A 24,731-nucleotide genomic window follows, 5' to 3' on the forward strand; every position below is an offset into this window, starting at 1 on the left:
AGGCGATTGCAGTTGCTTGGGAAGCAATCGCCTTTTCTACCTTCAGCAACTTACGCCGCTACTGCCGCTCGGACTCCCAACAACGCAATCACATCTTTGGCACTGCCAGCCACGCGATTGACTCCGTACTGTCTTGGTCGAGCGTACCAGCCCTGTTGATTGCACCCGACGAAGCCGACAAAGTGCCCGTCTTGAAAGAGTTTGGTGCTGAAAGATAACCAATCAACTTCGCCGTGGTACAAACCAAAAACAGTGCAGGCTTTTTCTAGTTCATCGCTTAATCGCTCGTTGCGTTCTCTCGGTGTTTCCGGTAGAGTCGCTTTCACCTCTGCAACTCTTGTAGCGAACCAGTTGCGGTCAAAGGGGAGCCGTCCGCCTTCCACAAACTGCACCCATACTGTGATTCCGCCTTCTATCCAGATGGTGCGAACTGATTCGGGTTCGACTTGAATAATCTCGCCAATGATGCGGCGATCTCTGCTGGTGAGAGGGTCTTGGGTGGGGGCTACAGCTTCGGCTTGGGATTCGAGGTGGGTGTATAGTTCTGCTTGGGCTAGGGCTTGTTCATCACGAGAAGAACTAGGAATTACTTGCTGTGTATATGTTGCATAGTTCATAATAGAAATCTCCGTGATAGGGGAAAAGGCGATCGCACTTGTTTGATAGACGGAGCGATCGCTTTTGTTATGTGTGCAAACAAGGTTGTGGTTTCGCACAACGCTCTCAAAAAGATTTGGCGTAGCCATATATTTGCGGCTCAAAGCCAGTGGCACTTGAGCAATACCAAAACAGGAGATACAACGTATCAGGCGACGTGTACGGCTTCAAAAGCTTCAACTGCCGTCCTGCTGGTAATTTCTTATTTAGTGCAAATCCATTTCCATGCTGTGTACCCCTCGCCTTCTCTGGTTGTGCCAGTGCCTCGACTACTCATCAAGCCGTCACTCTGGATTGTGCTGTCAAAGTTCTGTAGTGCAAACCCTTTATTGCGTCCGGGTGCAGGCAGTTTGCTTTCCCTTGCCCTCATATTTTATAGTATAGCTTGATAAGTTGCACTTGTAAAGTCTCACTGAATAAGTAAAGCTGAATAAGTAAAGCTTGAAAACGGAGGAAAGAAGCGCTATGATTTGCTTACATTAATGGAGAAGTGAAGTTATGAACTTAATGCAAGTTACTTTGTCGGTTGATTTGCCTGGTCTAGGCACTCGGATTAGAGAGATTAGAGAGTCCAAGGGACTATCCCCAACTTGGGTAGCAGCTCAAGCTGGTATGAGTGTTGGCAACCTATATCGTATAGAAACAGAAGATGCAAAGTCTTTACCGCGTGAAACTTTGCGTAAGCTTTCTGATGCCCTTGGGGTAAATTTTGATGCCGAGGTTAAAGCTGCTTTAGTGCAAGAGATAGAATAATTTTTCTACTAATGATGCGGTTAGCATAAAGCAAACGTTATTGCCTCATTAGTATACAAATGTAGTAATTGTATTTTCTGCAACTAATAAACGGAGTAACTACTGAAATTATCTTTAGATAAATAGCACAACAACTAGAAGCGATCGCCCACCGTCCAAAGTTAGCGATCGCCTGCTCAATCCGTTAACGACAAAGTGAGCTAACTATAATGCTGACACATTTTTGGAAAAACCCTCCAAATCAGCTGCTCTTGTTCACTTTGGTTAAACTGCAACACCCCAATTTTCAAGCATTTACCATAGTGGGCAAGAGATATGCTGACACTAGAAAAAGAAAAAACCTCAGCACTCGATTACAGCAACCTCAACACCAGCATCCAGGAAACCTTCACCGCCATCGACCGATTTGAATGGCAAGCGGTAGATGAAATCCTTCAGATGCGGGAACAGCAGCTTTACCTGCAAGCTGGATATAAAAGCTTTGAAGAATACTGCCAGCGTGAATTATACGCCTGGGGTGGATACCGACGAATCAACCAACTGCTAGGAGCTAAAAAGGTCATAGACGCAGTTGGCGAGTTGGGGGGACACATCAAAAACGAGCGTCAAGCCCGTCCACTGCTGCGGCTAGTCAAGGAACCAGAGAAACTAAAACAAGCTGTAGCGATCGCTCTGAAAGATAACGCCTCCCCTGGTGAATCAGATTTTGCTGCTGCCGCCCAAAAAGTGGTTCCTCAACTTCCACGCAAAAAACAATCTATTCAGGAACCAATGGTTCCCAAAATTCAGGAACCAGTGGTTCCTCAAAAAGCCATTGTCACAGTTTCACAACAGTCCCATCCAAGATATGGAGAAGAGGGAACCATTGAGGCAGACCCACCAAATCGCTGGCAGCAGATTGTCACCTTTGCTGATGGCGAGAGATTGTTGATCAACAATGCTGATTTAGATGCCCCCAGCGTTCCCTTTACCAGAGAGCGTAAATATTCACCAGAATATACCGAAGCGATCGCTGCTATTGAAGAACGTCATAAACAGGCGTTAGAGCAACTTTCCCAGGAATTGAGGATTGGACTACAAGCAGAAGTATCGGCCAGAGCCGAAGAACAAACTAAAGAGCAGGTAGAATCCTTACAAAAACTCTTTAAGCAACAGAAAGAAGAAAATATCCAGTTGCAGCAACGGCTCTCGGAGATGGAGGGGTTACGGAAACTGGAAATTGAAAATCAACAACTCCAGCAGCGCATTCAGGAATTGGAACACGCTGTTGAACAGCGCCCTTCCCAACAATGGGGGAATACCATGACCCAGCAAGCGACCAAAGTTTTGAACAAGCAAGTCAAGCTTGCCTTGGAGAAAACTATTGATCTGCGATCGCTAGCTGTTGAACCCCCAAAAGAGAATGCTCAAGAATGTCTCCGGTTGATGGGTATGGCGTTGAAGAATCTCGCCAGCGCTATGAACAATACCCAGGCGCTTGAAGCTGCTGCAATAATTCTGGGGAGTGAGCCAACACCAATTGCGATCGCATATCGAGCCGAGCAACTGGAAATGTTGCCCCAAGCGGTTAATGACATTAGGGCAGTGCTAGCTAAACCTGGATGTACTTGGCAGGACTATTGGGCAGTGGCGCAAGAATATGAGGTGATTAAACAGGACTACTGGGCGGAATTGACTACCCAGGAAACAAAATTAATTACCGCACTCCAGAACGCATCCCTTCAACCGCGCACTATTGGCGTTGGTTCTATTGTTGCCCACGCTGACCCATATCGCACTTTGTATGTGGAGAGGGGAGAAGTTGTAGAGGATTTAGGAGATGAGGTAATCGTTGCATGGGATCACTGGAAGGAGCAATCGAAAAAGACTGACAGGTATTCACGAGACGAGTTGCGATTCTGGCAACCTCAATAGGTTTTCAGTGTATCGGTAACTTTTTAGACAAACAATATCGAACTAAACCCTGCGATCACTGTAGGGAAAATTCTGTGCGTCAACATAAACAGGAGATTGTAAAATGACCGCAACTATTACAAGACCCAAGCTCAAAAAGGCTGCTGCTAAAGCACAATCACCGTATAAGCGGCTTCATGTGATTATTCCCATAGAAGATATGTTATGGGCTTCGCAACAAAAGCCTTCAGTTACACATCTGTGGCAGGAATGCTGGACGGCTGACCCTTATGGTTCTCGGTGGATGCCTTTGACCTCAGCTTTGGGGTACAGTACTTTTATCTCTGCGAAGAAAGTTCTTTCCGAAAGCGGGTTGTTTCTTTTTAAGCCGGACAAGTCCATAGAAGATGGACGGGAAACGGCTAGCTGGATGGTGAAAAATTTGCATGGCAGTCGGATGAAGGAGTTTTGGGAGAAAGCCAATGCTGAAAAACAAGAACCCTCTGCTGAAAAACAAGAACTAAATGCTGAGATTTCAGAGAAAGATGCTGGCTCTGAAGAAATGGGTGCTTTAAATCAAGCATCTATTTTCAGTGAAAGTCAGTCAGAGCAAGGGTTTCAAAAACCCTCACGAACTGTTCAGGAACACCTCACAATCTCTTCAAAAGAGATTGTGAGGTGTGTCTCTGACACGCTAAATGAGATTTTGGACTGTGAGGAGACGGCTCATGCGCCCTTGGGGGGCGCTTCGCCTCAGACTGTTGAAAGCGTGGAAGAGTTGGAGAAAGACTTGCCTGTGGCAATGGACTGTACGACGCTAACGCTTGTGGATGCTGCACCAAGTCAATCTGCTTCATTGTTGGCTGAAAACCAGGACTGTGGTGTTGAGCCGAAAGACTGTCATGAGGGTACTTGTTCCGCCGTGCCCGTTGCCGTAAATGAAAAATCTCTAAATTCTGCGATGCCTGCGGCGGGCGTAGCCATCGCTAATCAAACTCAGGGACAGGTAGAACAGGGTTCTTCTGCTACGTTGTTGGTTGAAACTTCAGTTTCGCGTGTAGAAGCCAAAGCCGTTGATGAGGGTGTTCGCGCAGCGTCTCGTAGAGAAACTTCCGCCGCACCTGTCACTGAAAAATGGTCGCATGAGGCGATTGTTGCGAGGTCAAATCTGCGACCTGTAAGAAGGGAAAAACTGAATCGAGCGGCGAATTCAGGGGAAAATCCGGGCTTTGACTTTTTGCAGGAGTGTTGGGATGATCCAGCTTTGCAGATTGTGATCAAGAAGTTGCTGGTGAAGTTTCCACAGTGGGGGATTGCGATTGTTGATGGGGTGTTGGTGAAGTGGAATGAGTAGCGAGTCTGTACAACAGTCTATAAACTAAACTATTACATATTGTCATTTACGTATTTGTAATGTCTCGTCCAAAACGTAACTTGCAATCTGGATTTTGCTACCACATTACAACCCGTTGCAACAACCGGGAGTTTCGCCTAACACGCCTAGAATGCCGTGAAGTCTTTCTTTATGCCATTAAGAAAGCACAGTCAAAGTATGGATTTAAGCTCTATGCCCTGTGTATCATGAGCAATCATGTTCACTACCTACTTGAACCCCAACAGCCTGAAGACCTTCCCAAAATCATGCACTGGCTCAACTGGTATACGGCTATGTGCTTCAACCGAATGTTGAACCGCACAGGTCATTTTTGGGAGAAGCGATATCACAGCACGGGTTTTGCTAATACTGACCAGCGACGGGCTTTAAAACAGTTATCAGTTATCAGTTATCAGTTATCAATAAGCTATGAATAGTTTGGTATATGAGAAGGCGTATAAGTTTGCTATCAGGATTGTCAATGCTTACAAATATTTGACTCAAGAGAAAAAAGAATTTATTTTATCAAAACAATTAATTAGAAGTGGAACATCAATTGGAGCTAATATTGCAGAAGCAAATGGAGCTATATCACCAGCAGAATTTTCTGCGAAAATTTCTATTGCTTACAAAGAATGTCTTGAAACTAAATATTGGTTGTCTCTTTTAAAAGACACAAGTTATATTGATGACAAAGCATTTAACAGTATCTATGAAAATGCCGAAGAGATATCAAAAATCCTTTTTTCAATCCTCAAGAAAACTAGAATTTCTGATAACTGATAACTGGTAACTGGTAACTGATAAAGGAGGTGCATGAGGTAGCAACAAAATTTATTCAGGCAAATTGCTTTCAGCCTACAGTGCCAGGTATCGGATTTATGAAATGCTGATTACTACGTGGAAAATAAGGCAGAAATAAATGGTTACAAACTTTTGAAAGCCTTATATGTTACACTTTACAAGTCGCAACGCGAGAAAAGAAGTATTCCCCCCTCTGTAGACCCTTTCAGCAGTACCAAGAAGTACCCCGAAGGGTAGCCCTAAGGGTAGCCCTCCTCTTCCATAAAGTGAGTTTTCTTCTATACGCTTGTAATAATCGTTGGATCTCACAAAACTACCTCTACCGCGGCTCGTAGTGTCCTCTATTTTCTCATCATACCATCCTACTGCCTTGGCAAACTGCAAATAATTTTCATTGTCCAAGTCATTCCAGTCTTCTGGTTTTACACCCAGCCTATTCTTAGTGCTGATCCATATTTTCTTTTGCACACTAAAGCCAAAACGGTTGTCAGAATTGCTGACCCAAAGCTGGTCTATTTTTCGCAGATCGTCACAAGAGAAACTATTTATTTGTTCATAATCTAAATATCCTTCTGTTTCTCTTTTAGCAATATTAAGCATGAGCTTATCTGTTTCTCTGTTAGCCGACTCCCAATTTTTGGCCTTCAGAAAATATTCAAGTTGAGTATATAAATGTTTTTTTAGGGACTCTTCAACTTGTTTCTTCAATTCTTTATTTTGAGGGTTTAGCTTAATTAAACCCCGATGAACTGATTCAATATTTTCGCCTGTGAGCAATTGATTCTCTTTAGTAAAATCAGTTTCGGTTGGATAAACCCTTAAAATATTAAATGCTACTCTTAAAGAGTCTATAGCTTTTGGATATTGTTGATCTTGGGCTAATAAATCACCTTGACTTTTTTGGAATAATACTTGAATTTGTAAACCCTGATTAGAAACTAATTCATTTTTATCAGCTTGGGATAAACTCAATTGACTTTCTTGAATCTCATTTCTAGCATTCATCCAATCTTTTAGTTTTTGGTATGCTTGTGACTTGGCAGAAAATAATAGTGCTTGTTTCAGTTGATGATTATCTATGTTAAATGATAGTGCAGCTAGTCTTAAAGCCTCATCTGAATCTGATGAACTTTCATTTCGTAATTTCCCAGCTAGCTCTACAAGTTTGCGAACATTTGCAACTTCTGCTTTAGCATCTTCATTTTTTACATTGATTTTATTCAGTTCTTTTTCTTTATTATTAAGTATTTCTAAAACTGCTGATTCCTTATTTTTAGATTGAATAAGCTGCTCATTAGTTTTAGATATCTCCCTACTTTTCTCTATTAAATTCTGTCTTGCCCTTATAGTACTTTCTTCAGCCTTTTTTGCTTGTTGCTGTGCTTCTATAGCAGTTTTGTGAGCTTCATTTACTTTTTGTTTTGCTGATTTTTCGCTTTCTTTAGCTTGCCGTTCTAACTTCTTTGCTTGTGCAGTACTATCTTTAGCCTTTTGTTCATTTTCCTGTGCTTCTCTAGCCTTTTGCTGGGCTAGGTTCAAATTTTTATGAGCTTCATTAACCTGAGATTTGGCTACCTTTACCTCCTTCCTAGACCATATCCCTAAAGTTATTGCTCCCAGAATTGCTACAACCAAAACAAAAGCTCCGATACTAATTCGTCCTTGAGCTTTCTTATTCGCCTCACTGAGCAATTGGTTTCTCGCCTCTAGTGCCTCCTTGTCCTTCCTTTCTCGTTCCAAAGTAGCTTCTTGTTCCTTAACAGCAATCTCCTCCTGAATTTCCTTTTCTTTACTAGCTGCTAAATACTGTTTATCCTGATAACTTAAGTTCTTATCCCTTGCCCATTCTTCTGCTGATTGTAAAGCCTTGCCTCGCAGCAACCGTGAGTCATCAGTTCCTCCAGAAGCCACCCAAAAGCGAAAATTCTCCGAATAGGGACGCAGGTTGTTTAGTTGGTTTTCAATCCAATTGAAGTCAAATATTTCTCGATAAATTTGGTTATAGATTATCAGCTTCCCTTGCTGTCTAACAACTAATCCTGAAAGCTGTAGCTCACTTTGCTCTAAAGTATCATCTGCTGTTACCTCGGATTGTTCTTCAGCCAGCCGGACTTGTTGGTACAGTTCTAGTAAATACCCTGCCCGTTGTTCATCCCGCAAAATCCTTGCTTGGATTGTTCGCAGGTGTTCAGGTTCATCAAGTGATTCCCAGTTTTCAATAATCCGCGATCTGACAACTTGCTCTACTGAACGAGGGTTGTCTTGTTCAGATTCCTCAACCATAAACTGACAGAGCTTTTGAGTCAGGAATGGTTGTCCTCCCGTCCACTGCAAGATTTCTTGCATTACTGCTTGGGGATGACTGAATTTTTTACGTAAACCCTTTTCTAATGGTTCAGCCTCATGCAGTTGAAAGCCTTTGAGAGAGATAGCTTTACCAATGTTAAATGGAGTACGGTTCTTATCTTGTATTAAACTGCTCGGTGATGCGACCCCTAGCAAACAGAAAGTGAGGCGATTGTATTGGGGGTTGTCAACTCGCTCATTATAACAAGACCTAATAAAAGCAAAAAAATCATCTGTAGGGAAATTTAAACTCAGAACACTATCAATCTCATCAATAAAAATTACAATATTTTCTGAAATTTCTGCAAGAAGTATTTTTGTCAAAAAGTTACTAAATCTTAACAATGGTGAATTTATTTGATTCTGCTCCCACCAACTTTTAAAATCTACATCCAAGGCAAAACTATCAATGAGCTTAACAATCAAGTCTGCATACCAGTTTTCTTGAGTTGCTGTCTGAATATTAATGGAGGATAAATCAATAGATGCACACTCTACACCAGCTTCGCTCAAACGGCTCATTGTTCTTACACGCAAGCTGGACTTTCCACTCTGTCTAGAATTTAGTACATAACAAAACCTACCTTGTAATAGGGCTTCATTTAATTCATCATCAGCTTCTCGTTTGACATAAGTACTGGCATTTTCAGGTAGACTTCCAGAGAAAATGTACTGGTCAACCATAAACTACTCCAAACGTGCCAAAAAATACTGACGGTACAAATCGCAACTAGCAATACAGTCATTACGCACTATTTTAACTAGACCCAGACTGTGCAATTTAAAAGTGATTTCAGGATTAAGCTGCACTGGTTTATCTACTGTTATCACTTTTGCGTAACCCTCTTTTAGCTGAGAATCACTTTGCAAAGATTCTAGTTGCTGCCGTAAATGATAGCTGAAAATTCCTTGTTCTGTTGGAGCTAGGCTGATTAATTCTTCTAAAGAACTTTCCTGGTTTTTGAGGTTAGCTATTGCCTCGTTTAGGAGATAAGGATGTCCACCTACTAACTTGATTAACTGACTTAATCCCTCTTCCCTAAAATACCCCCCTAGTTCATACAATTTCGCCATTTCTTGCACCTGTTGTTGATTAAACTCAGGTAATTCAATAGCTAGTCCAACGTTAAACGGTGAACGATTGATATCTAGAGTGGGGTAAGCTTCTGTGGAATTAACTACCACCAGTCGTAGTTTCTTCCAAATTTTTCCCATCCTGTCTCCTTGTTTGGCTGTTTCGTACCAACTCCGCAACAGGAGACAAAATTCTGAGAAAATATTGGCATATTCAAATAAACGTTCAAAATTATCTATTGCAAAGACAAGAGAATTATCTATATTCGCTAATAAATATCTTTGAAAATAACGAGTACAACTTGTATTTAAACCCAAACTATCTTGCCAATATTCATCTACCAAGTCTTTCACATCCAAGCTATCAGAAACATTGACACATAACCAATGTAAAAAAGTTTTAAGGTCAGTCAGAGTAGAATTATCAGCAAGTTTTAAATCCAATTTAACTGTCTCATATCCCTGGTGTCTTGCATGGTCTAGGATTTTCTCTAGCAGCAGAGTTTTACCCATTTTCTGCGGGGCTTTTATCCGAATTAATGCTCCGGGCTGCACGATTGCTTTATAACATTTATCTTCAATTGGTGGTCGCTCAATATATATACTTGTGTCTGCCTCTAGTCCAGAGTTCTCAGCCGCTTGCAATTGTTGTTCAATTGCATCCAACTTGTCGCCAAGCTCTTTTAATGTGCGTTCCTCTGCCTGAAGCTGGTGTTCATATTGGAACTTGCGGGATACATCGGTTTCAATTACCAACGCTGTTCGTAGATTTGCAACTTTCTGGCTTTGGAGGGTGTAAGCTTTTTCAAGTGAATCTTTTTCGGACTGCGATCGCTGTCGTTGATTCTGCGATTGAACTGAATTACCTGATACCGCCGTCTGCTGCCCAAGGTGAATGTTGTAGATATCGCCGCCAATTTGCCCAGCATTCACTGTGCCAGCATTAACCAATCCACCGCCAAACTGGGAATTGCGTAAGTCACTACTGGAGACTTGCTTTGGGTCTTCTGAATCGGGCATGGGTTTGACTTGGGCGATTTTAAGCGTCGTTGTTCTGAATGTTACCACCTATTTGGTCTGCATCAACATTGTTAGCATCTACTATGCCACCTGCAAACTGGGAGTTAGCAATATAGTAATTTGAAGTTTTGTTTCTTGCTTCTTGTTCTAATTCCGAATACTTTTTTAAAATTTTTGTGATTTTTGGAAAATTAAGCTTTATATTCTCAAAAGCCGATTGAGAATTAATAGCTTGAGCTTCAAGGTTAAAGAATAAGTCACGGAAATACTCTGGCGATACTTCTTTGATGCGAAATACTATTTTCTCTATTGAAGCATATTCATTATCGGATTTATGTAACATATTTTTAGGATTTAGTAAAACCAGACATGGTAAATTATTAATATCTATTTTGAGTTTTCTTGCTAAATCATAAACTTCTGATTTTTGGTATTTCCGGTTTTTTAGAAAATTGAAAAACTTAAACTTTTCATACAACTCATCTTCAAATATCTCTTTCCAATATAAATGAGATTTTTCCCATCCTAATGGTGGACGCTCCAGAAGGAAAATAGTACACCAATCTCCAGTCAATTTATCTAGAGATTCAAAATTATCTTTAATATAGTGTGATAATTTATTATCTTCTTCTGTATAGAGAATAATTCCTGGTATAAGATTTTCATTGAATGTAAATAATCTCTTGTTTAGTTTATTAAGCTCAGTTTTATTTTCCGAAAAAGAAAATATATCTAAAAATTCTTTTGCAGTTTTAAATGAAACGGTAGCTCCTAGAGGAGTGTCCCAAATTGGAGGAGAATAATGTGCAGTAGCTCCATTAAAAATGGCTTTACTCAAGTCTACTTTATCTAGGTTAGCTTCAAAAAGATTAGTCTCACTAAGGTTAGCTTGAAAGACTTTAGCATTACTGAAATTAGCTTCAGTAACGTTAGCTTCACTAAGATTAGCCATACTGAGGTTAGCTTTGCTTAGATTAGCCCCACTGAGGTTAGCCTTATTTAGATTAGCCATAGTGAGATTAGCTTCACAGAGATTAGCCATACTGAGGTTAGCCATACTGAGGTTAGCTTCACTCAGATTAGCTCCGCTTAGGTCAGCTTTAGTAAGATTAATGTTAGTGAGGTTAACTTCACAGAGAAGTAATTTACTCAAGTCGCTCTCATTGAGAACAGGGGTAATTCCTTGGTTATTCTTCCTCCATTCATTCCAAACCTCAACTCCTTGCTTAAGTATTGCCAGATATTCTTCATTCGCCATTACCAGCTAACCTCTCTACTTATCTCTCAAGTAAACTACTCAGCATCCTGCCAACCTTCTAAAGTCGCCAATAATATATTGACAAGAGGATGATCAATTAATTCCTTCAATGCCTCAGTTCCACCAGATTTCAACGCCCCAATTACCCGCGCTTTTAAAGTGGGATTACTGTCGATTTGCTTGAGTGCTTCCGTGACTGCTATCTGTTTTTCTAGTGGAGTGCTAGTCGGGTAACTCTGCCCTAACTGATTGAGAAGCTGCTGAATATCTGCTGCGGCTTCTGCGAGATTCTGCTTTTGCTCAGTGGAATAGTTAGTGATGTTACCGCCGATTTGATTTGCATTTACTGTGTCGGCATTGACTAGACCACCACCGAATTGAGCGCCTTGTAAGTTAAAACTAGAACTTTTATTACTTACCCTTTGTTGGTTATTTTCTCCTTGAACATTATTAATATCGCCATCAACTGAACCACCAACTGAAAAGCCACCGGGATTGTTAGTCATAAAACCTACCTGCTCAACGTTTGAATAAAAGCTAGGACGCTCTAATGCCGTCATCACCATATTTTCTAATCTGCGGATTTGATTATCTTTTTCTGCTAGCAGTAATTTAATCTCTCGCTCCGGCAAACCTTTTATCTGATTATAAGTGTCAAAATATTCTGCGCTCAGTTCAGACTTATCAGCCATAGCTGCTGTTTTTGCACGGAGCAAAAACTTGTCCTCACCACGCACTTCCATTCCCACAATTCGCAAATCTGCTTCTGGGTGATTTTCAGCTAGCTGCTTAAAGGAAATAGCGATCGCTCTGGGGTCAACACCTTGATTATGGTAGAGGTCGAGTGTGTCGAAGATGGGCTTGATGAAATCCCCAAACTCCCCCTGAGCAAACACTTCTTTATTGTTATCAGGTTTGCGAAGTGGATCAGGCTTCTCTTTTGTAGGGAGTCGCATATAAACGTACTCACATCGTACTTTATCAAACTTGGTGTCGGTAGTAATGTTCCAATCTTCGATGTAAGCTCCGGTGAGAGTTGCGCCTGTAAAGTCAGTGGCATCTAGTTGGGTTTGCACTAGCTTGGCTCTCAACAAAATTGCATTTTGTAGGTTAGCATGGTTGAGATTAGCTCTAATAAAACTAGCATCTGTCAACCTAGTATTACTCAAATTAATATCTGTAAGATTTAAGCCATCAAAGTTCTGATTTTCTCCATTGTTACTAACTAATAACTGCTGAATTTGCAAATGCTTAAGATAGCTATTTCCAACACGAGCAAAATCAAGTCGTTGAGCATTTGACCACCAAGTTTGCTTTAATATTGCATCTCTAAAATCAGTGCCCTTGAGAACTGTTCGAGCGAAGTTAGCATTACTAAGATCAGCATATCGAAAACTTGTACCTCCTGTGCTAGCAAGATTAACTGCGAGTGCCCAGATCCAACTAAATTTATCGTCACAAACTAAAATACGCCAACTTACATAAACTGCTAGACATGCTGCAATAATTACTCCAGATCCAGTTACAATAATTGTCTTAAAGTTAAATCCTGTAAGACTTAATATCCCAACTCCAGCACTAGTTATCGTTATTGCCCCCACTAGAATCATATCTGTTAATTTATGATGGATTGTAGTGATTGCAATTAAAACAGAGCCAGCTATAGTCATCACTCCAGTTATAGCTAACACCCATGTCCCAACAACAGCACCACCCAAAATTCCACTTTGAATTGCAAGTACAACTTTAGTCGAACTAATAATTCCAGATATAGCTAAAACCTTAGTTATACTCCACGTAATTACTGGAATTATGGCTCCAGCTTCTAAAGCTCTTTGGAAACCCCATCCAACTGTAAGTAGAAACAAAACTCCAGCTTGTGCTAAGAGAGTTAAGTAACGAATATTTATATAAGGTTCAGTGATAACGGTAAATACGCTATTTGGGGTCTGAGCGCTGCCAAATACAGACACAAATGCTGATAAAATTGATACTAAAAATGCAGATAGGATTAAAATTATTATCCAACGCTTTTGTAATCCAGCTGTAGCGTGGCTAAAGTCTGCACCTCTCAAATTCGCTCCACTAAAATCTACTCCTCGGATATCTGCGCCGCTAAAGTTTGCCCCAGCAAGGTTTTGACCTTTAAATGAACGACCTCTGAGATTCTGGCGAGAGAAGTCTTGGGGCATGGCTAGGCTTGTAAAGGCGAGGGTTTATGTTACATACAGCTTCAGTATGGACTTTTACGGACTGTAACACAAGATTTCTGTCGAAGTTTGTGTGTTCAGCGACCACTAATCAAACATAGGGGCAAGCAGAATAAAGTAATTCCACTCTGTTGTTAGTTGAAAATTCAGTTTCAGGTGGAGAGATGAAAGCAGATCATGAGGGGTCAAAGTTCTGCGCCGCCTATGCCATAGCCTGAAAAATGGTCACATGAGGCGATTGTTGCGAGGTCAAATATGCGACCGGAGCGGATGCAGAAACTCAAAGTTGCGGCGAATTCGGGGCAGAATCCGGGCTTCGAGTACTTGCTTTCGTGCTGGAGTGACGATCCGGCTTTGCAGATTGTGATTAAAAAACTATTGGTGAAGTTTCCGCAGTGGGGGATTGCGTGTCTGGATGGGGTGTTGGTTGATTAAAAACCAAATTAATCAGCAGTGGGATTACTGAAGATTTATCCCGCAAATGTAAATCGTATTTTCACAAAGATGGCTATACTAATACTGCCAGCAATTAAACTTAATCTAGAAAAAGGTTGATATATAATAAGAGCCTTTGGAGAGAAAGAATATATGAGAGCGCGAGTGCTTGGTGAAGTCATCGAAGAGCATGAATATGCTGTTTATCTATCACCAGGATATGAGAAAGATGTGCAATGGGGCGGCTATCATGTGACTATCACTGGGTTTAGTAACTTTCATGCTTACAAGCAAGACCAAGGTAAAAAGTCTATTGTAACGGAGATATGGAAAGAAGTTAACAATGCCCAAGCATACAGCTTTCGCAATAAGATCGAAGGTAAGGATTATTGGATTAAGCCGAACTCACGAGATAAATTTGGAAGAAAAGCCTATGCAGTCTGTTTCAAAAGTAGATGTTTAGATGAGTTAGGCAAACAATTAAAAAATAAAAATTTTAAACGAGTAAAAGTTAATAGTAAGGTAAACTGCCACAAAGGGATAGGTGGCAAGTGTTGGCATATCACTTTGAATAAATTTACAGAGGATGAATCAACTGTCACACAACTATTTGATTCTCTGAAACAGAAAGACTGGAAACTCTGGCTTGTTAAAAAGCCATCTCAAGAATGCCAACATGATGCTGAAGGATGCAATTGGAGTGATTGGCAAGAAATTTAGTCTTAATTGTTGCTTGAAAATTCGGTTTCGGGTGAGAAGTCAAAACAGTTCATGAAGGCGAAGGTTGCACCGCACCCGTGTCATTAAATCAAAGTGAGATATTTGAATGGTTGGATAGAGCAAACCTTGGAGAATGCCCCCCATTGTGGGTAATTCAATATTTGCTAGACAGCAAGTATTACGCCAGTATGAGGGCAACAATCAGCAAGTTTGAGAAGCAGTGGAATATATCTGTAGTCAATTATCAGGTGCAAAAATCTAGTGAGGCGTTGTTTACCGCAGTTCGCGGAGCGTCTCGTAGAGAAGACATCGCCATGAGATCCAAAGCTAGATTATTGCGAATGGACAAACTGAAGATGGCTTCTCTGGTTGGGGAAAATCCTGGTTTTGACTTCCTCCAACAATGCTGTCATGATGATCCGGCTTTGCAGATTGTGATTAAAAAAGTGCTGGCGAAGTTTCCACAGTGGGGGATTCCTTGTGTTGAAGGGGTATTGGTGGATCGGGAAAAGTAAAAATCATACTGTCTCAGAATAGCGTGCAGCTAAAGCGATTGCTGCTTGACGGTGCTTATCCACTAATGCAGAAGGTGAAATCATTTGAGCTTTATCCATGTGCCGATAAACCCATAAACTAAATTCATCTATTGAACGGTTTGGCAAATCAATTCTATAAATGACATAGCTAGGTTTTCCAGTAGTTTTATCAATAATTCCAGGGGTAATTTTTTGTTTTGGATGGCGACGTTCTCCTTCCAAAATAAATCCTGTCATTGGAGGGAAAAAATGAACTTCAACTTTGATGAACTCTAAATTTCCTTCTAGTTCTAATTTTTGAGATTCAATATCACCTAAATTCAAACCCCAACCATTTTCTATTAGTCGGTAAGCCTTAGTAAGACTTACTCTCTGTAATTCTAAGCCACGTGTTGGGATGCAAGTTTTTTAGGCATAGTTAGAGGGAAGTGGATAATTGAGGTTAGAGCATTTCCAAAAAGAAAATATTACAGTGATGTCAAGAGAATGCCTGTAAGGCTTTTATAACAGTCTTTTTTATGAACATCAATCAAATTTGACTTTATAGGCTTTTTCAAGCTTTTTTATGATTTTCAAGCTATAGTAGCCAGTACAAACATCGAAAATAAGGTTAGATTTATCACTACGTATAGATTCTTGTCACTTTACCGACATGATGGCAGTAAAGTGGAAGCAGACGATGGCAGTAAATGCACCTCAAAGGTTGATTACTTCGTGATGTAGAAAATGCGCTCGCAGAAAATCCATGAAAGAGTGGAAGCAGTCGATGGCAGTAAGTAGAAAAATGGAAGCACAATCGTGGCAGTAAGTATGTGCCACCAGTAAAAATCAAGAAAACCCTTATGTATCAATGGTTGTTAGGTTTACTGTATAAGAGCATTTACCCTACTTTATTAGTGAGAATGTGAGTATGGAAGTAGAAAATGCCGATGACCGAATAATTCGTAATTCGTAATTCGTAATAATTAGGAGTTAATTAATAATTAAATCATTGAGGGTACAAGCCCCAAGAGCAGTTATGAAGAAAGAGAAAACGCGTAGCAACTTTATTCAAGCCCCCGGATAAATCCTTTGGTGCAATAATTACGAATTACGAATTAGAAATTACAAAATATTATGAAATCAGTAGCAACAGGTAAAAATAGCACATAGTATCATACACAAATCCTGCTAAAAAACTAATTTTAATGATTGTGTACATTGTGATTGTGGATGGGGTTTTGGTGAAGCGGAGTGAGTAGCGATCGCTCTCAATTACTGGCATATTGCAATACTCGTTCCCATTCCCAACGCCAAGCCGTCTCTACCAGCATTTCTTTGCAGTTGGTGAATTGGTATGGATCATAATAGTATTTTAACAAAGAGATTTTAAATATACTTTGGACATTACTCCTTGGAGGTGAATGAGTATTCGTGCCAATCGCTTAGGGGGCGATAGCCAATCACTTGATAAATATGATTAGCTGTGGGATTGGCTAAATCTGCTATGAGCAAACAATGGCGGCATCCCTGGGCTAGCAGTTTTTGGCTTAACGCTGTGACACAGGCAGTGGCATATCCTTTGCGACGATACTCTGGTGGTGTATAAACTAAATTGATCCGACCAATTGTAGGTAACAATTGTTTACTAGACGCAACTGAAACTGGAGTGCTATCAATCCAAAAATAAGTATTCTGCTGTTTCAACCGATTATCTACAAGGTGTTCGACATCTTCGCTCACCGCCTCATCTATTTCAGATAAAAATGCAGAAAGCCACTCGATCAAAAGAGAGCGATCGCCTTGGGTTGCGAGTCTGAGATATCCTCGGGCCGTTGGGACTGTTTGCACTGCTGTTAATTGGTAAATTTTCATTACCATCGACCGTTGATAGAATTGTCCTGTCAGCCTTTGCCAAGTCTGCGAGAATATTTCTGCTTCAGTTGCCAGTCCCATGCTTCCTGGCAGTTGCTCAAGACGTAAATCTTGAGTAATCAAGCCCAAGGCATCCATATTCTGGGCTTTGGATAGGATCAATTTTTGGGGTGGGGTGCGGATAGCAACAGCTAGAATCTCGCCACTTGTTTGGACGATTGCTAAATAAGGCTTACCCAGGTAACGTTCTGGGTTATGCAGCAAGGTATGCAAAATACTGAGCAAAACATTATTTTCTACCTGATGCTGGAGTAAGTAAGTCTGAGTGCAGTGCCAGAATTCCTGAATGTTGTCGAATTGATGTAGTTGCATGATTTGCCTTCTTCACGAATCAAGTAAAGAGTTGTGCTATCTACAGTAAAGCAAGTCTTTGGTGAGGAAGTGAAAGATTGTCTTGTCCCTTCCGCGTTTCTAAGAGTTGGCACTTGTTCCGCCGCGCCTGTCACTCAAAATAAATGATGAATATCTAGTTTAGCAATACGATTTCAAACTGTTAGCCTTCGCGCCTCCAAAACTTGACTTTCAAACCATCCCTCGGACGAGAAAATGGTAGTACTAAGCGTTCTAGATTTTGTCCAGGAAGTATTTCCCATTCATAGTCACGGATCAATAATACGGCAAACAGTTTCATTTCTAACCGAGCAAACTCTTTACCTAAACATTCTCGAATCCCACCACCAAAAGGAATATAGCTTCCAACCCTTTGTTTGTCTTGAGTGGATTCAGATGCAAAACGTTGTGGGTCAAATTGTTGAGATTGAACGTAAACATTCTCGTCTTGATGAGTTTCCTGAATTTGGAAAAACACGTCCCAGCCTTGGGGGATACGGTATCCAGCAAACTCACTTTCTTTAAGTACTTTGCGCGAACCGCTACGAACGACTGGAGGCAGCATCCGTAGAACTTCTTTTAGCACAAGCTCTAAATAGGTCATTTGCTTAAGACATTCTGGTGTCAGCAGTTGTGCGTGTCCAATTTTCGCTTGTTCCAAACGTGCTGTTTGCCACACCTGTGGATGTTGAGCTAACAATAAACATAAGGAAGTTAATGCTGAGGTTAAAGTTTCGTGTCCAGCAACAAGCATTGCTAACACGTTATCTTTCACGTCCTCAATACTCAGACGATTCCCTTCCTCATCTTGTGCTTGTAATAGAATTCCTAAAACATCTCGATGGGCAATAGGCTGTTTTTGACGTTGAACAATTAACTGATCAAATTGCACAAGAAGCTGCTCTCGCGCACGAACTGCACGAGCAAACTTGCTTAGAGGAAATCGAATCGGAATAGATAATAGTCCATTACTCCAAGCCTCGTAAACTTTTTCTAAGTTATCATTTGCGGCATTATCAACACCTATAAACAACCTACAGGCAATATCAAGTGTGTATTTTTTCAGTTCAGGATACCAAGTGAAAGTTTTCATCTCTTCCCATTTATGCAGATAACGATGGGTCAACTGTTCCATTGTTTTGGCATAGTCAGCTAACGCTCTTGGCTCAAAGGACTGGAACAACTGTTTACGAAGTTTTTGGTGAGCAGTACCTGTCTTGACTCCAATTGAGTTGGCTCCTAGTAGCGTCTCGAAACTTGTAGTATTAGTCATCTCAAATCGCTGACTTTCATTACTGAATAGAAAACGTGTGGCATCTGCCCCAATTAAGACAATCGTTGGGCGACCAAATAGATGGGTTTTGAAGACTGCTCCATATTGCTTTTGTCGCTGCCCAATAAAACGTACTGGCTCTTGCAAATAACTAATGGATTCGCCAATGATGGGCAAACCGAAGCGACCAGGGGGTAATGGCAGTGTTCGTCCGCTTGAAAAGCTAGTCATGTTTTTCTCACTTTTGAGTGATTAGAGATTATATTTTACGATACGGTATCGTAAAATATAAGAGAAGTCAACTCAATAACTCAATAACTGTTTGCAAGTTGTCTAAATACCGATGCCTTGAGATGATAATTGCATGAATAAACCCGCGAAAAATCTGCCAGGACGACCTCGTAACCTTCAATCTCATCAAGCTATTCTGCAAGCAAGTTTGGAAATACTATCAGAAGTTGGATATGAACGTACAAGTATTGATGCAATTGCAGTCCGTGCAGGAGTTAGTAAACCCACTATTTACCGACGCTACAAAGGTAAAGAAGAACTGATTGCATCGGCAATAGAAAGTTTTAGAGAAGAAGTTATTATCCCTGATACTGGTTGTCTTTGGGATGATATTGATGCTCTGATTGAGAATGCCGCGCAAATTACGCTTAGTCCTTTGGGACGGCAGACTGTTGCTATGATCATCAGTAGTGCCTCAACTAGTCCTCAATTTGCTGAAATTTATTGGACAAAATATCTGCAACCTCGACGGCAAGCTTTTGCTATTGTAATTGAACGAGCAAAAGTCAGAAATGAAGTTAACGCAGATTTAGATCCTAGTTTAGTTTTTGATACTATGAGTGGAATTATGCTTTATGCACAAATTTTTCAACCTCAGACTGAGCCTTGGCAAGTATATGTTCGTCGTGCAATACATCTTTTAATCAAGTAGAACAAAGCTACTCCACCACAATTCAGTTTCGGGTGTAGAAGTCAAAGTCGTTGATGAGGGTGAAAGTTCGCCGCGCCTGTCCCCAGTGCTGAAAAATGGTCGCATGAGGCGATTGCTGCAAGGGCAAATGTACGACCAGAACGTATGCAAAAACTCAAGGTTGCGGCGAATTCGGGGCAGAATCCGGGGTTTGATTTCTTGCAGGAATGCTGTCATGATGACCCGGCGAAAGCAGATCGTGATCAAGAAGTTGCTGGCGAAGTTTCCGCAGTGGAGGATTGCGATTGTGGATGGGGTATTGGTTAATTGGGAGGAGTAGTGAGTCTGTAAACTAAACTATTCATATTGTCAAATTGTATTTGTAATGTCTCGTCCAAAACGTAACTTGCAATCTGGATTTTGCTACCACATTACAACCCGTTGCAACAATCGGGAGTTTCGCCTAACACGGTTGGAATGTCGTGAAGTCTTCCTTTACGCCATCAAGAAAGCACAGGAGAAATATAAGTTTAAGCTCTATGCTTTATGTATAATGTCGAACCACGTACATTACCTACTTGAACCCCAACAGCCTGAAGAGCTTCCCAAAATTATGCACTGGCTCAACTGGTACACTGCTATGTGTTTTAACCGAATGTTGAACCGCACAGGTCATTTTTGGGAGAAGCGATATCACAGCACGGGTTTTGCTAATACCGACCAGCGACGGGCTTTGAATACCTTACGATACATTCATGCGAACCCCAAAGCGTCCGGGATGCAGCAGGGTTATTTCTACGACTTTAGCAACTATGGCACTCATGACCGCTTGAGCAACGATGGCATTACTCAGTGGCATCCGTCGTTTTTGCAGTTGGGGCGAACTTTGGAGGAATGTGCGGCGAAGTATCGGCGGTTTTGTCAGAAGTATAGACCTAAAGCAAAACCAGAAAAGCGAAATTTTTGGGGTAGTCGCTTTTTGCCATCGGTGATGAAGGTTGGGAAGATGAAAAAGTCGTCGCCTGGGCAGATGAGTTTACCTTGGGAGAAGCAGCGAGTAACCGAGAGTACGGAGGTGCATGAGGTAGCAACAAAGTTTATTCAGGCGAATTGTTATCAGCCGATCAGCCGCCCACAGTGCCAGGTATCGGATCGATGAAAAGTTGATTATTGCGTGGAAAAGTAGGCTGTGAGAAATGTTTACAAACTTGCGAAAGCGTTATATGTTACACTTTACAAGTCGCAACGCGAGAAAATAAACCAACCAATGTAGACCTAGTCCTCACTCCTAGAACCATGTAGTACCATCTAATGTAGACCTAGTCCTCACTCCTAGAACCATGTAGTACCATCTCCACCCCATCTCCTTTAACCCGGGTAGCCCTCCCCTACCATACGCTGAGTTATTTTTTATACGCTTAACATATTCGTCGTAGCTCACAAAACCACCTCTTGAGCGGCTCGTACTGTCGTCTATTTTCTCATCATACCATCCTACTGCCTTGGCAAACCGCAAATAATTTTCATTGTCCAAGTCATTCCAGTCTTCTAGTTTTACACCCAGCCTATTCTTAGTGCTGATCCATATTTTCTTTTGCACACTAAAGCCAAAACGGTTGTCAGAATTGCTGATCCAAAGCTGGTCTATTTTTCGCAGGTCGTCACAAGAGAAACTATTTATTTGTTCATAATCTAAATATCCTTCTGTTTCTCTTTTAGCAATATTAAGCATGAGCTTAGATGTTTCTCTGTCAGCCGACTCCCAATTTCTTGCCTTCAGAAAATATTTAAGTTGAGCATATAAATGTTTTGTCAATGATGCTCCAACTTCTTTATATTGAGGGTTTAGTTTAATTAAACTTCGATGAACTGATTCAATATTTTCGCCTGTAAGCAACTGATTATTTTTAGTAAAATCAGTTTCATTGGGATGAGCTTTTAGGATATTAAATGCTTGAGTATAGGATGCTATGGCATTCTGGGTTTGTTTGTTTTTGGCTAGTAAATCACCTTGACTTTTCTGGACTAATACCTTAACTTGTAAGCCTTGGTTAGATTCTAAAACTTTATGATCCGCTTTTTGTAATAACTCCTGACTTTGCTTAATTTCTGATTCTGCCTCTTTCAGATTTTTTAACTGTTGATGTGCTTGTGAAGTAGTAGCAAAAACTAATGCCTGTTTAAGTTGATGATTACTAACGTTAAAAGATAAAGCGGACAGTCTCAAAGCTTCATTTGAGTCAAAAGTAATTCCTTCAGAATTAGAGTCAGTATTTTTCTCTAATACTCCAGCTAGTTTGTTTAAATTTTGAACAGCTACAACTTCATCGTGAGTTTCATCAAGTTGTTTTCTACTGGACAATCCTACAATTGCCGCTCCTATTAATGTTACAATTAAAGCAATTGCTCCAATACTAGTTATTCGTTGAGCTTTCTTATTCGCCTCACTGAGCAATTGGTTTCTCGCCTCTAGTGCTTCCTTGTCCTTCCTTTCTCGTTCCAAAGTAGCTTCTTGTTCCTTAACAGCAATCTCCTCCTGAATTTCCTTTTCTTTACTAGCTGCTAAATACTGTTTATCCTGATAACTTAAGTTCTTATCTCTTGCCCATTCTTCTGCTGATTGTAAAGCCTTGCCTCGCAGCAGGCGTGAGTCATCAGCACCTCCAGAAGCCACCCAAAAGCGAAAATTCTCAGAATAGGGACGCAGGTTGTTTAGTTGGTTTTCAATCCAATTAAAATCAAATATCTCACGATAAATCTGGTTATAGATTCTCAGCTTCCCTTGCTGTCTAACAACTAAACCTGAAAGCTGTAGCTCACTTTGTTCTAAAGTATCATCTGCTGTTACCTCGGATTGTTCCTCAATTAGTCGGACTTGTTGATACAGTTCTAGTAAGTACCCTGCCCGTTGTTCATCCCGCAAAATCCTGGCTTGAATTGTCCGTAAATGTTCAGGCTCATCCTGTGATTCCCAGTTTTCAATAATCCGTGACTTGACAACTTGCTCTACTGAACGAGGGTTGTCTTGTTCTGATTCCTCAACCATGAATTGACACAGCTTTTGAGTCAGGAATGGTTGCCCCCCAGTCCAGTTCAAAATCTCCTGCATTATCGCTTGGGGATTATTAAACTTCCCATGCAAACCCTTTTCTAATGGTTCAGCCTCATACAATTGAAAGCCCTTGAGGGAGATAGCCTGACCAATGTTAAACGGGGTACGGTTCTTATCTTGTATTAAATTGGTCGGTGATGCGACTCCTAGCAAACAGAAAGCAAGGCGATTGTATTCAGGGTTATCAACTCGTTTGTTATAGCAAGCACGAATCAATGCAAAAAAGTCATCTGTAGGAAAATTTAAACTGAGTACGCTATCTATTTCATCAATAAAGATAACGATATCTTCTTGAACTTCAACAAGTAATACTTCTTCCAAAAACTTGCGAAATCTTGTGACTAGCGAATTTAACTGATTCGCCTCCCACCAATCACCAAAGTCTAAATCTAATCCAAAACTATCAATAAGCGTGTCAATTAAGTCTGCATACCATTGTTCGGGAGGGACATTCTGAATCCCACCAGCAGATAAATCTACGGCGGCACACTGTACGCCATCATCTCTCAATCGCTGCATGGTTCGCACACGCAAGCTGGACTTTCCACTTTGTCTGGAATTCAGTACGTAACAAAACTTCCCCGCTTTCAGTCCTTCATATAACTGTGCATCAGCTTCTCGTATGACGTAGGTGCTGGCATTTTCAGGTAGACTTCCAGAGAATATGTATTGTTCAACCACGATTTACCTACTCCAAACGAGTTGAGAAATACTGACGATACAAATCACAACCAGGAACGCAATCATTACTAACAAGTTTTACTAACCCCAAGCTATGCAATTTAAACGCAACTTCAGTCTCTAATCTCACAGGTGCATTCGTGATCACTACTTTTTTATACCCTATCTCAAGCTGGGGATTATGTTGTAAATGCCACAGTTGTTGCCGCAAGTGGTCGCTGAAGATTCCTTGCTCTGTTGGTGCAAGTCTTAACAATTCTTCTAAGGTCACTTGCTGGCTTTTGAGATGGGCAATCGCAGATTGTACCAAATAAGGATGTCCCCCTAGCAACTCCATCAACCCGCTTAAGTCCTGTTCTCCCAGGCTTAACTCATTCTGTTTGGCGAGGGTTGTTACTTGTTGCAGATTAAATTCAGGTAAGTCAATCGCCAATCCCACATTAAACGGGGAATGATTACTGTCTAAGGAAGGGTAAGATTCGGTTGAATGAACTACAACTAACCGCAGCTTCTTCCAGATATTACCAATCTTGTCTCCCTGCTTCGCTGCCTCATACCATCCCCGCAGTAATAAGCAGAATTGGGGGAAAATCTCTGGATATTCAAACAGTCTCTCAAAGTTATCTATAGCTAAAACTAAGGGAGTATCAGTAATCGATAATAAATATTTTTGAAAATAACGGGTACAGTTTTTATTCAGCCCAAAAACCTCTTGCCAGTGTTTATCTAGTTGGGGTTCTAGCTCCAGACTGTCAGCAACATCAATACACAACCATTGTAGAAATGTTTTTAAGTTAGCCAGAATATCGATATCAGCCAGTTGTAAATCCAATTTTGCGGTTTGATAACCCTGGTGTCTTGCATAATCTAAGGTTTTCTCCAGCAGTAATGTTTTCCCCATTCTCTGCGGGGCTTTGAGACGAATCAATGCCCCTGGTTGCACAATTGCTTTATAGCATTTATCTTCAATGGGTGGTCTTTCAATATATATAGTTGTGTCTGTTTTTACTCCAGGATCATCAATAGATTGCAACTGTTGTTCAATTGCATCCAACTTGTTACCAAGTTCCTTCAGGGTACGTTCCTCTGCCTGAAGCTGGTGTTCGTATTGGAACTTGCGTGTTACATCAGTTTCAATAACCAACGCTGTTCGTAGATTTGCAACTTTCTGGCTTTGGAGAGTGTAGGCTTTTTCAAGTGAATCTCTTTCAGAGAGCGATCGCTGTCGTTGATTCTGTGACTGGACTGAATTACCTGATGCCACCGTCTGCTGCCCAAGGTGAATGTTGTAGATGTCACCGCCAATTCGCCCAGCATTCACTGTGTCAGCGTTGATTAACCCGCCGCCAAACTGGGAATTGCGTAAGTCGTTGTTATTGACTTGTTTGGGGTCTTCTGAATCCGGCATGGTTTGGTTT

22 protein-coding genes are annotated in these 24,731 nt (G+C 41.0%); 11 read left to right on the top strand and 11 right to left on the bottom strand.

Annotated features, from left to right (window positions below; genetic code table 11):
- Positions 1–50: 50 nt before the first annotated feature.
- Positions 51–716, bottom strand: coding sequence for a hypothetical protein (locus V7K76_RS28960; protein ID WP_335030317.1), 666 nt, complete (start codon positions 714–716; stop codon positions 51–53).
- On the opposite strand from V7K76_RS28960, the gene V7K76_RS28965 reads away from it, so the two are divergent.
- The 6 genes from V7K76_RS28965 to V7K76_RS28990 all read left to right on the top strand — a co-directional run bounded on the left by V7K76_RS28965 (position 705) and on the right by V7K76_RS28990 (position 5,461).
- A complete protein-coding gene (locus V7K76_RS28965; RefSeq protein ID WP_335030318.1) occupies positions 705–1,046 on the top strand; it encodes a hypothetical protein in 342 nt (113 codons plus the stop codon). The genes V7K76_RS28960 and V7K76_RS28965 overlap by 12 nt on opposite strands.
- A 109-nt stretch (positions 1,047–1,155) precedes the next feature.
- On the top strand, positions 1,156–1,410 hold the full coding sequence (locus V7K76_RS28970; protein WP_104902052.1) for a helix-turn-helix domain-containing protein: 255 nt from the start codon (positions 1,156–1,158) through the stop codon (positions 1,408–1,410).
- A gap of 315 nt (positions 1,411–1,725) precedes the next feature.
- Positions 1,726–3,324 carry a hypothetical protein gene (locus V7K76_RS28975; RefSeq protein ID WP_335030319.1) on the top strand — a complete coding sequence of 533 codons (1,599 nt, stop codon included), beginning with the start codon at positions 1,726–1,728 and terminating at the stop codon, positions 3,322–3,324.
- A gap of 103 nt (positions 3,325–3,427) precedes the next feature.
- Positions 3,428–4,657, top strand: coding sequence for a hypothetical protein (locus tag V7K76_RS28980; protein ID WP_335030320.1), 1,230 nt, complete (start codon positions 3,428–3,430; stop codon positions 4,655–4,657).
- A 59-nt stretch (positions 4,658–4,716) separates the two neighbouring features.
- Positions 4,717–5,115: a transposase gene (locus V7K76_RS28985; protein WP_335030321.1), complete on the top strand. Its 399-nt coding sequence runs from the start codon at positions 4,717–4,719 to the stop codon at positions 5,113–5,115.
- Complete coding sequence (locus tag V7K76_RS28990; RefSeq protein WP_335030322.1) at positions 5,108–5,461, top strand: four helix bundle protein; 354 nt, start codon at positions 5,108–5,110, stop codon at positions 5,459–5,461. The genes V7K76_RS28985 and V7K76_RS28990 overlap by 8 nt, the downstream gene beginning before the upstream one ends.
- A 162-nt stretch (positions 5,462–5,623) precedes the next feature.
- Here the strand turns inward: V7K76_RS28990 and V7K76_RS28995 are convergent, their stop codons facing one another.
- Genes V7K76_RS28995 through V7K76_RS29010 form a run of 4 tightly spaced genes read right to left on the bottom strand, consistent with a single transcriptional unit; the run spans position 5,624 to position 13,372 of the window.
- Positions 5,624–8,512, bottom strand: coding sequence for an AAA-like domain-containing protein (locus V7K76_RS28995; protein ID WP_335030324.1), 2,889 nt, complete (start codon positions 8,510–8,512; stop codon positions 5,624–5,626).
- Positions 8,513–8,515: 3 nt separating this feature from the next.
- Complete coding sequence (locus V7K76_RS29000; protein ID WP_335030325.1) at positions 8,516–9,970, bottom strand: AAA-like domain-containing protein; 1,455 nt, start codon at positions 9,968–9,970, stop codon at positions 8,516–8,518.
- Positions 9,942–11,180, bottom strand: a complete 1,239-nt coding sequence (locus V7K76_RS29005; protein ID WP_334778231.1) for a pentapeptide repeat-containing protein — start codon at positions 11,178–11,180, stop codon at positions 9,942–9,944. Before V7K76_RS29005 ends, V7K76_RS29000 begins: the two co-directional genes overlap by 29 nt.
- Before the next feature lie 35 nt (positions 11,181–11,215).
- Positions 11,216–13,372 carry a pentapeptide repeat-containing protein gene (locus V7K76_RS29010; RefSeq protein ID WP_334778232.1) on the bottom strand — a complete coding sequence of 719 codons (2,157 nt, stop codon included), beginning with the start codon at positions 13,370–13,372 and terminating at the stop codon, positions 11,216–11,218.
- Positions 13,373–13,645: 273 nt separating this feature from the next.
- On the opposite strand from V7K76_RS29010, the gene V7K76_RS29015 reads away from it, so the two are divergent.
- From V7K76_RS29015 to V7K76_RS29025, 3 genes are all read left to right on the top strand, one after another.
- Positions 13,646–13,825 carry a hypothetical protein gene (locus V7K76_RS29015; protein ID WP_335030326.1) on the top strand — a complete coding sequence of 60 codons (180 nt, stop codon included), beginning with the start codon at positions 13,646–13,648 and terminating at the stop codon, positions 13,823–13,825.
- A gap of 153 nt (positions 13,826–13,978) precedes the next feature.
- Positions 13,979–14,545 carry a hypothetical protein gene (locus tag V7K76_RS29020; protein ID WP_335030327.1) on the top strand — a complete coding sequence of 189 codons (567 nt, stop codon included), beginning with the start codon at positions 13,979–13,981 and terminating at the stop codon, positions 14,543–14,545.
- A 77-nt stretch (positions 14,546–14,622) separates the two neighbouring features.
- Positions 14,623–15,060: a hypothetical protein gene (locus V7K76_RS29025; protein ID WP_335030328.1), complete on the top strand. Its 438-nt coding sequence runs from the start codon at positions 14,623–14,625 to the stop codon at positions 15,058–15,060.
- 3 nt (positions 15,061–15,063) lie between these two features.
- Here the strand turns inward: V7K76_RS29025 and V7K76_RS29030 are convergent, their stop codons facing one another.
- From V7K76_RS29030 to V7K76_RS29040, 3 genes are all read right to left on the bottom strand, one after another.
- The gene (locus tag V7K76_RS29030) at positions 15,064–15,405 is read right to left on the bottom strand and encodes a hypothetical protein (RefSeq protein ID WP_334778234.1); all 342 of its coding nucleotides are present in this window, start codon (positions 15,403–15,405) and stop codon (positions 15,064–15,066) included.
- A 1,062-nt stretch (positions 15,406–16,467) separates the two neighbouring features.
- Positions 16,468–17,307: a GNAT family N-acetyltransferase gene (locus V7K76_RS29035; RefSeq protein ID WP_334778235.1), complete on the bottom strand. Its 840-nt coding sequence runs from the start codon at positions 17,305–17,307 to the stop codon at positions 16,468–16,470.
- Positions 17,308–17,488: 181 nt separating this feature from the next.
- A complete protein-coding gene (locus V7K76_RS29040) occupies positions 17,489–18,829 on the bottom strand; it encodes a cytochrome P450 (protein WP_334778236.1) in 1,341 nt (446 codons plus the stop codon).
- A 133-nt stretch (positions 18,830–18,962) separates the two neighbouring features.
- On the opposite strand from V7K76_RS29040, the gene V7K76_RS29045 reads away from it, so the two are divergent.
- Positions 18,963–19,541, top strand: a complete 579-nt coding sequence (locus V7K76_RS29045; RefSeq protein WP_334778237.1) for a TetR/AcrR family transcriptional regulator — start codon at positions 18,963–18,965, stop codon at positions 19,539–19,541.
- Here the strand turns inward: V7K76_RS29045 and V7K76_RS29050 are convergent.
- Complete coding sequence (locus V7K76_RS29050) at positions 19,530–19,757, bottom strand: hypothetical protein (protein ID WP_334778238.1); 228 nt, start codon at positions 19,755–19,757, stop codon at positions 19,530–19,532. The genes V7K76_RS29045 and V7K76_RS29050 overlap by 12 nt on opposite strands.
- Before the next feature lie 148 nt (positions 19,758–19,905).
- On the opposite strand from V7K76_RS29050, the gene V7K76_RS29055 reads away from it, so the two are divergent.
- On the top strand, positions 19,906–20,679 hold the full coding sequence (locus V7K76_RS29055) for a transposase (protein WP_334778239.1): 774 nt from the start codon (positions 19,906–19,908) through the stop codon (positions 20,677–20,679).
- A gap of 129 nt (positions 20,680–20,808) precedes the next feature.
- Here V7K76_RS29055 and V7K76_RS29060 read toward each other — a convergent pair whose 3' ends face one another.
- The gene (locus V7K76_RS29060) at positions 20,809–23,313 is read right to left on the bottom strand and encodes an AAA-like domain-containing protein (protein WP_334778240.1); all 2,505 of its coding nucleotides are present in this window, start codon (positions 23,311–23,313) and stop codon (positions 20,809–20,811) included.
- A 7-nt stretch (positions 23,314–23,320) separates the two neighbouring features.
- Positions 23,321–24,721 (bottom strand): AAA-like domain-containing protein, encoded by a 1,401-nt coding sequence (locus V7K76_RS29065; protein ID WP_334778241.1) that lies wholly within the window; start codon positions 24,719–24,721, stop codon positions 23,321–23,323.
- Positions 24,722–24,731: the final 10 nt, after the last annotated feature.

It is taken from the genome of Nostoc sp., assembly GCF_036917975.1.
In the GTDB taxonomy this organism is placed as follows: domain Bacteria; phylum Cyanobacteriota; class Cyanobacteriia; order Cyanobacteriales; family Nostocaceae; genus Nostoc.

Excerpts from the sequence above, each read along its gene's own strand:
- V7K76_RS29010 (WP_334778232.1), bottom strand. The coding sequence starts at position 13,372 with ATGCCCCAAGACTTCTCTCGCCAGAATCTCAGAGGTCGTTCATTTAAA.
- V7K76_RS29035 (WP_334778235.1), bottom strand. The coding sequence starts at position 17,307 with ATGCAACTACATCAATTCGACAACATTCAGGAATTCTGGCACTGCACT.
- V7K76_RS29065 (WP_334778241.1), bottom strand. The coding sequence starts at position 24,721 with ATGCCGGATTCAGAAGACCCCAAACAAGTCAATAACAACGACTTACGC.
- V7K76_RS28975 (WP_335030319.1), top strand. The coding sequence starts at position 1,726 with ATGCTGACACTAGAAAAAGAAAAAACCTCAGCACTCGATTACAGCAAC.
- V7K76_RS28980 (WP_335030320.1), top strand. The coding sequence starts at position 3,428 with ATGACCGCAACTATTACAAGACCCAAGCTCAAAAAGGCTGCTGCTAAA.
- V7K76_RS29005 (WP_334778231.1), bottom strand. The coding sequence starts at position 11,180 with ATGGCGAATGAAGAATATCTGGCAATACTTAAGCAAGGAGTTGAGGTT.
- V7K76_RS29055 (WP_334778239.1), top strand. The coding sequence starts at position 19,906 with ATGTCTCGTCCAAAACGTAACTTGCAATCTGGATTTTGCTACCACATT.
- V7K76_RS28970 (WP_104902052.1), top strand. The coding sequence starts at position 1,156 with ATGAACTTAATGCAAGTTACTTTGTCGGTTGATTTGCCTGGTCTAGGC.
- V7K76_RS29045 (WP_334778237.1), top strand. The coding sequence starts at position 18,963 with ATGAATAAACCCGCGAAAAATCTGCCAGGACGACCTCGTAACCTTCAA.
- V7K76_RS28995 (WP_335030324.1), bottom strand. The coding sequence starts at position 8,512 with ATGGTTGACCAGTACATTTTCTCTGGAAGTCTACCTGAAAATGCCAGT.
- V7K76_RS29020 (WP_335030327.1), top strand. The coding sequence starts at position 13,979 with ATGAGAGCGCGAGTGCTTGGTGAAGTCATCGAAGAGCATGAATATGCT.
- V7K76_RS29050 (WP_334778238.1), bottom strand. The coding sequence starts at position 19,757 with ATGACAGCATTCCTGCAAGAAATCAAACCCCGGATTCTGCCCCGAATT.
- V7K76_RS28985 (WP_335030321.1), top strand. The coding sequence starts at position 4,717 with ATGTCTCGTCCAAAACGTAACTTGCAATCTGGATTTTGCTACCACATT.
- V7K76_RS28990 (WP_335030322.1), top strand. The coding sequence starts at position 5,108 with ATGAATAGTTTGGTATATGAGAAGGCGTATAAGTTTGCTATCAGGATT.
- V7K76_RS29015 (WP_335030326.1), top strand. The coding sequence starts at position 13,646 with ATGCGACCGGAGCGGATGCAGAAACTCAAAGTTGCGGCGAATTCGGGG.
- V7K76_RS29040 (WP_334778236.1), bottom strand. The coding sequence starts at position 18,829 with ATGACTAGCTTTTCAAGCGGACGAACACTGCCATTACCCCCTGGTCGC.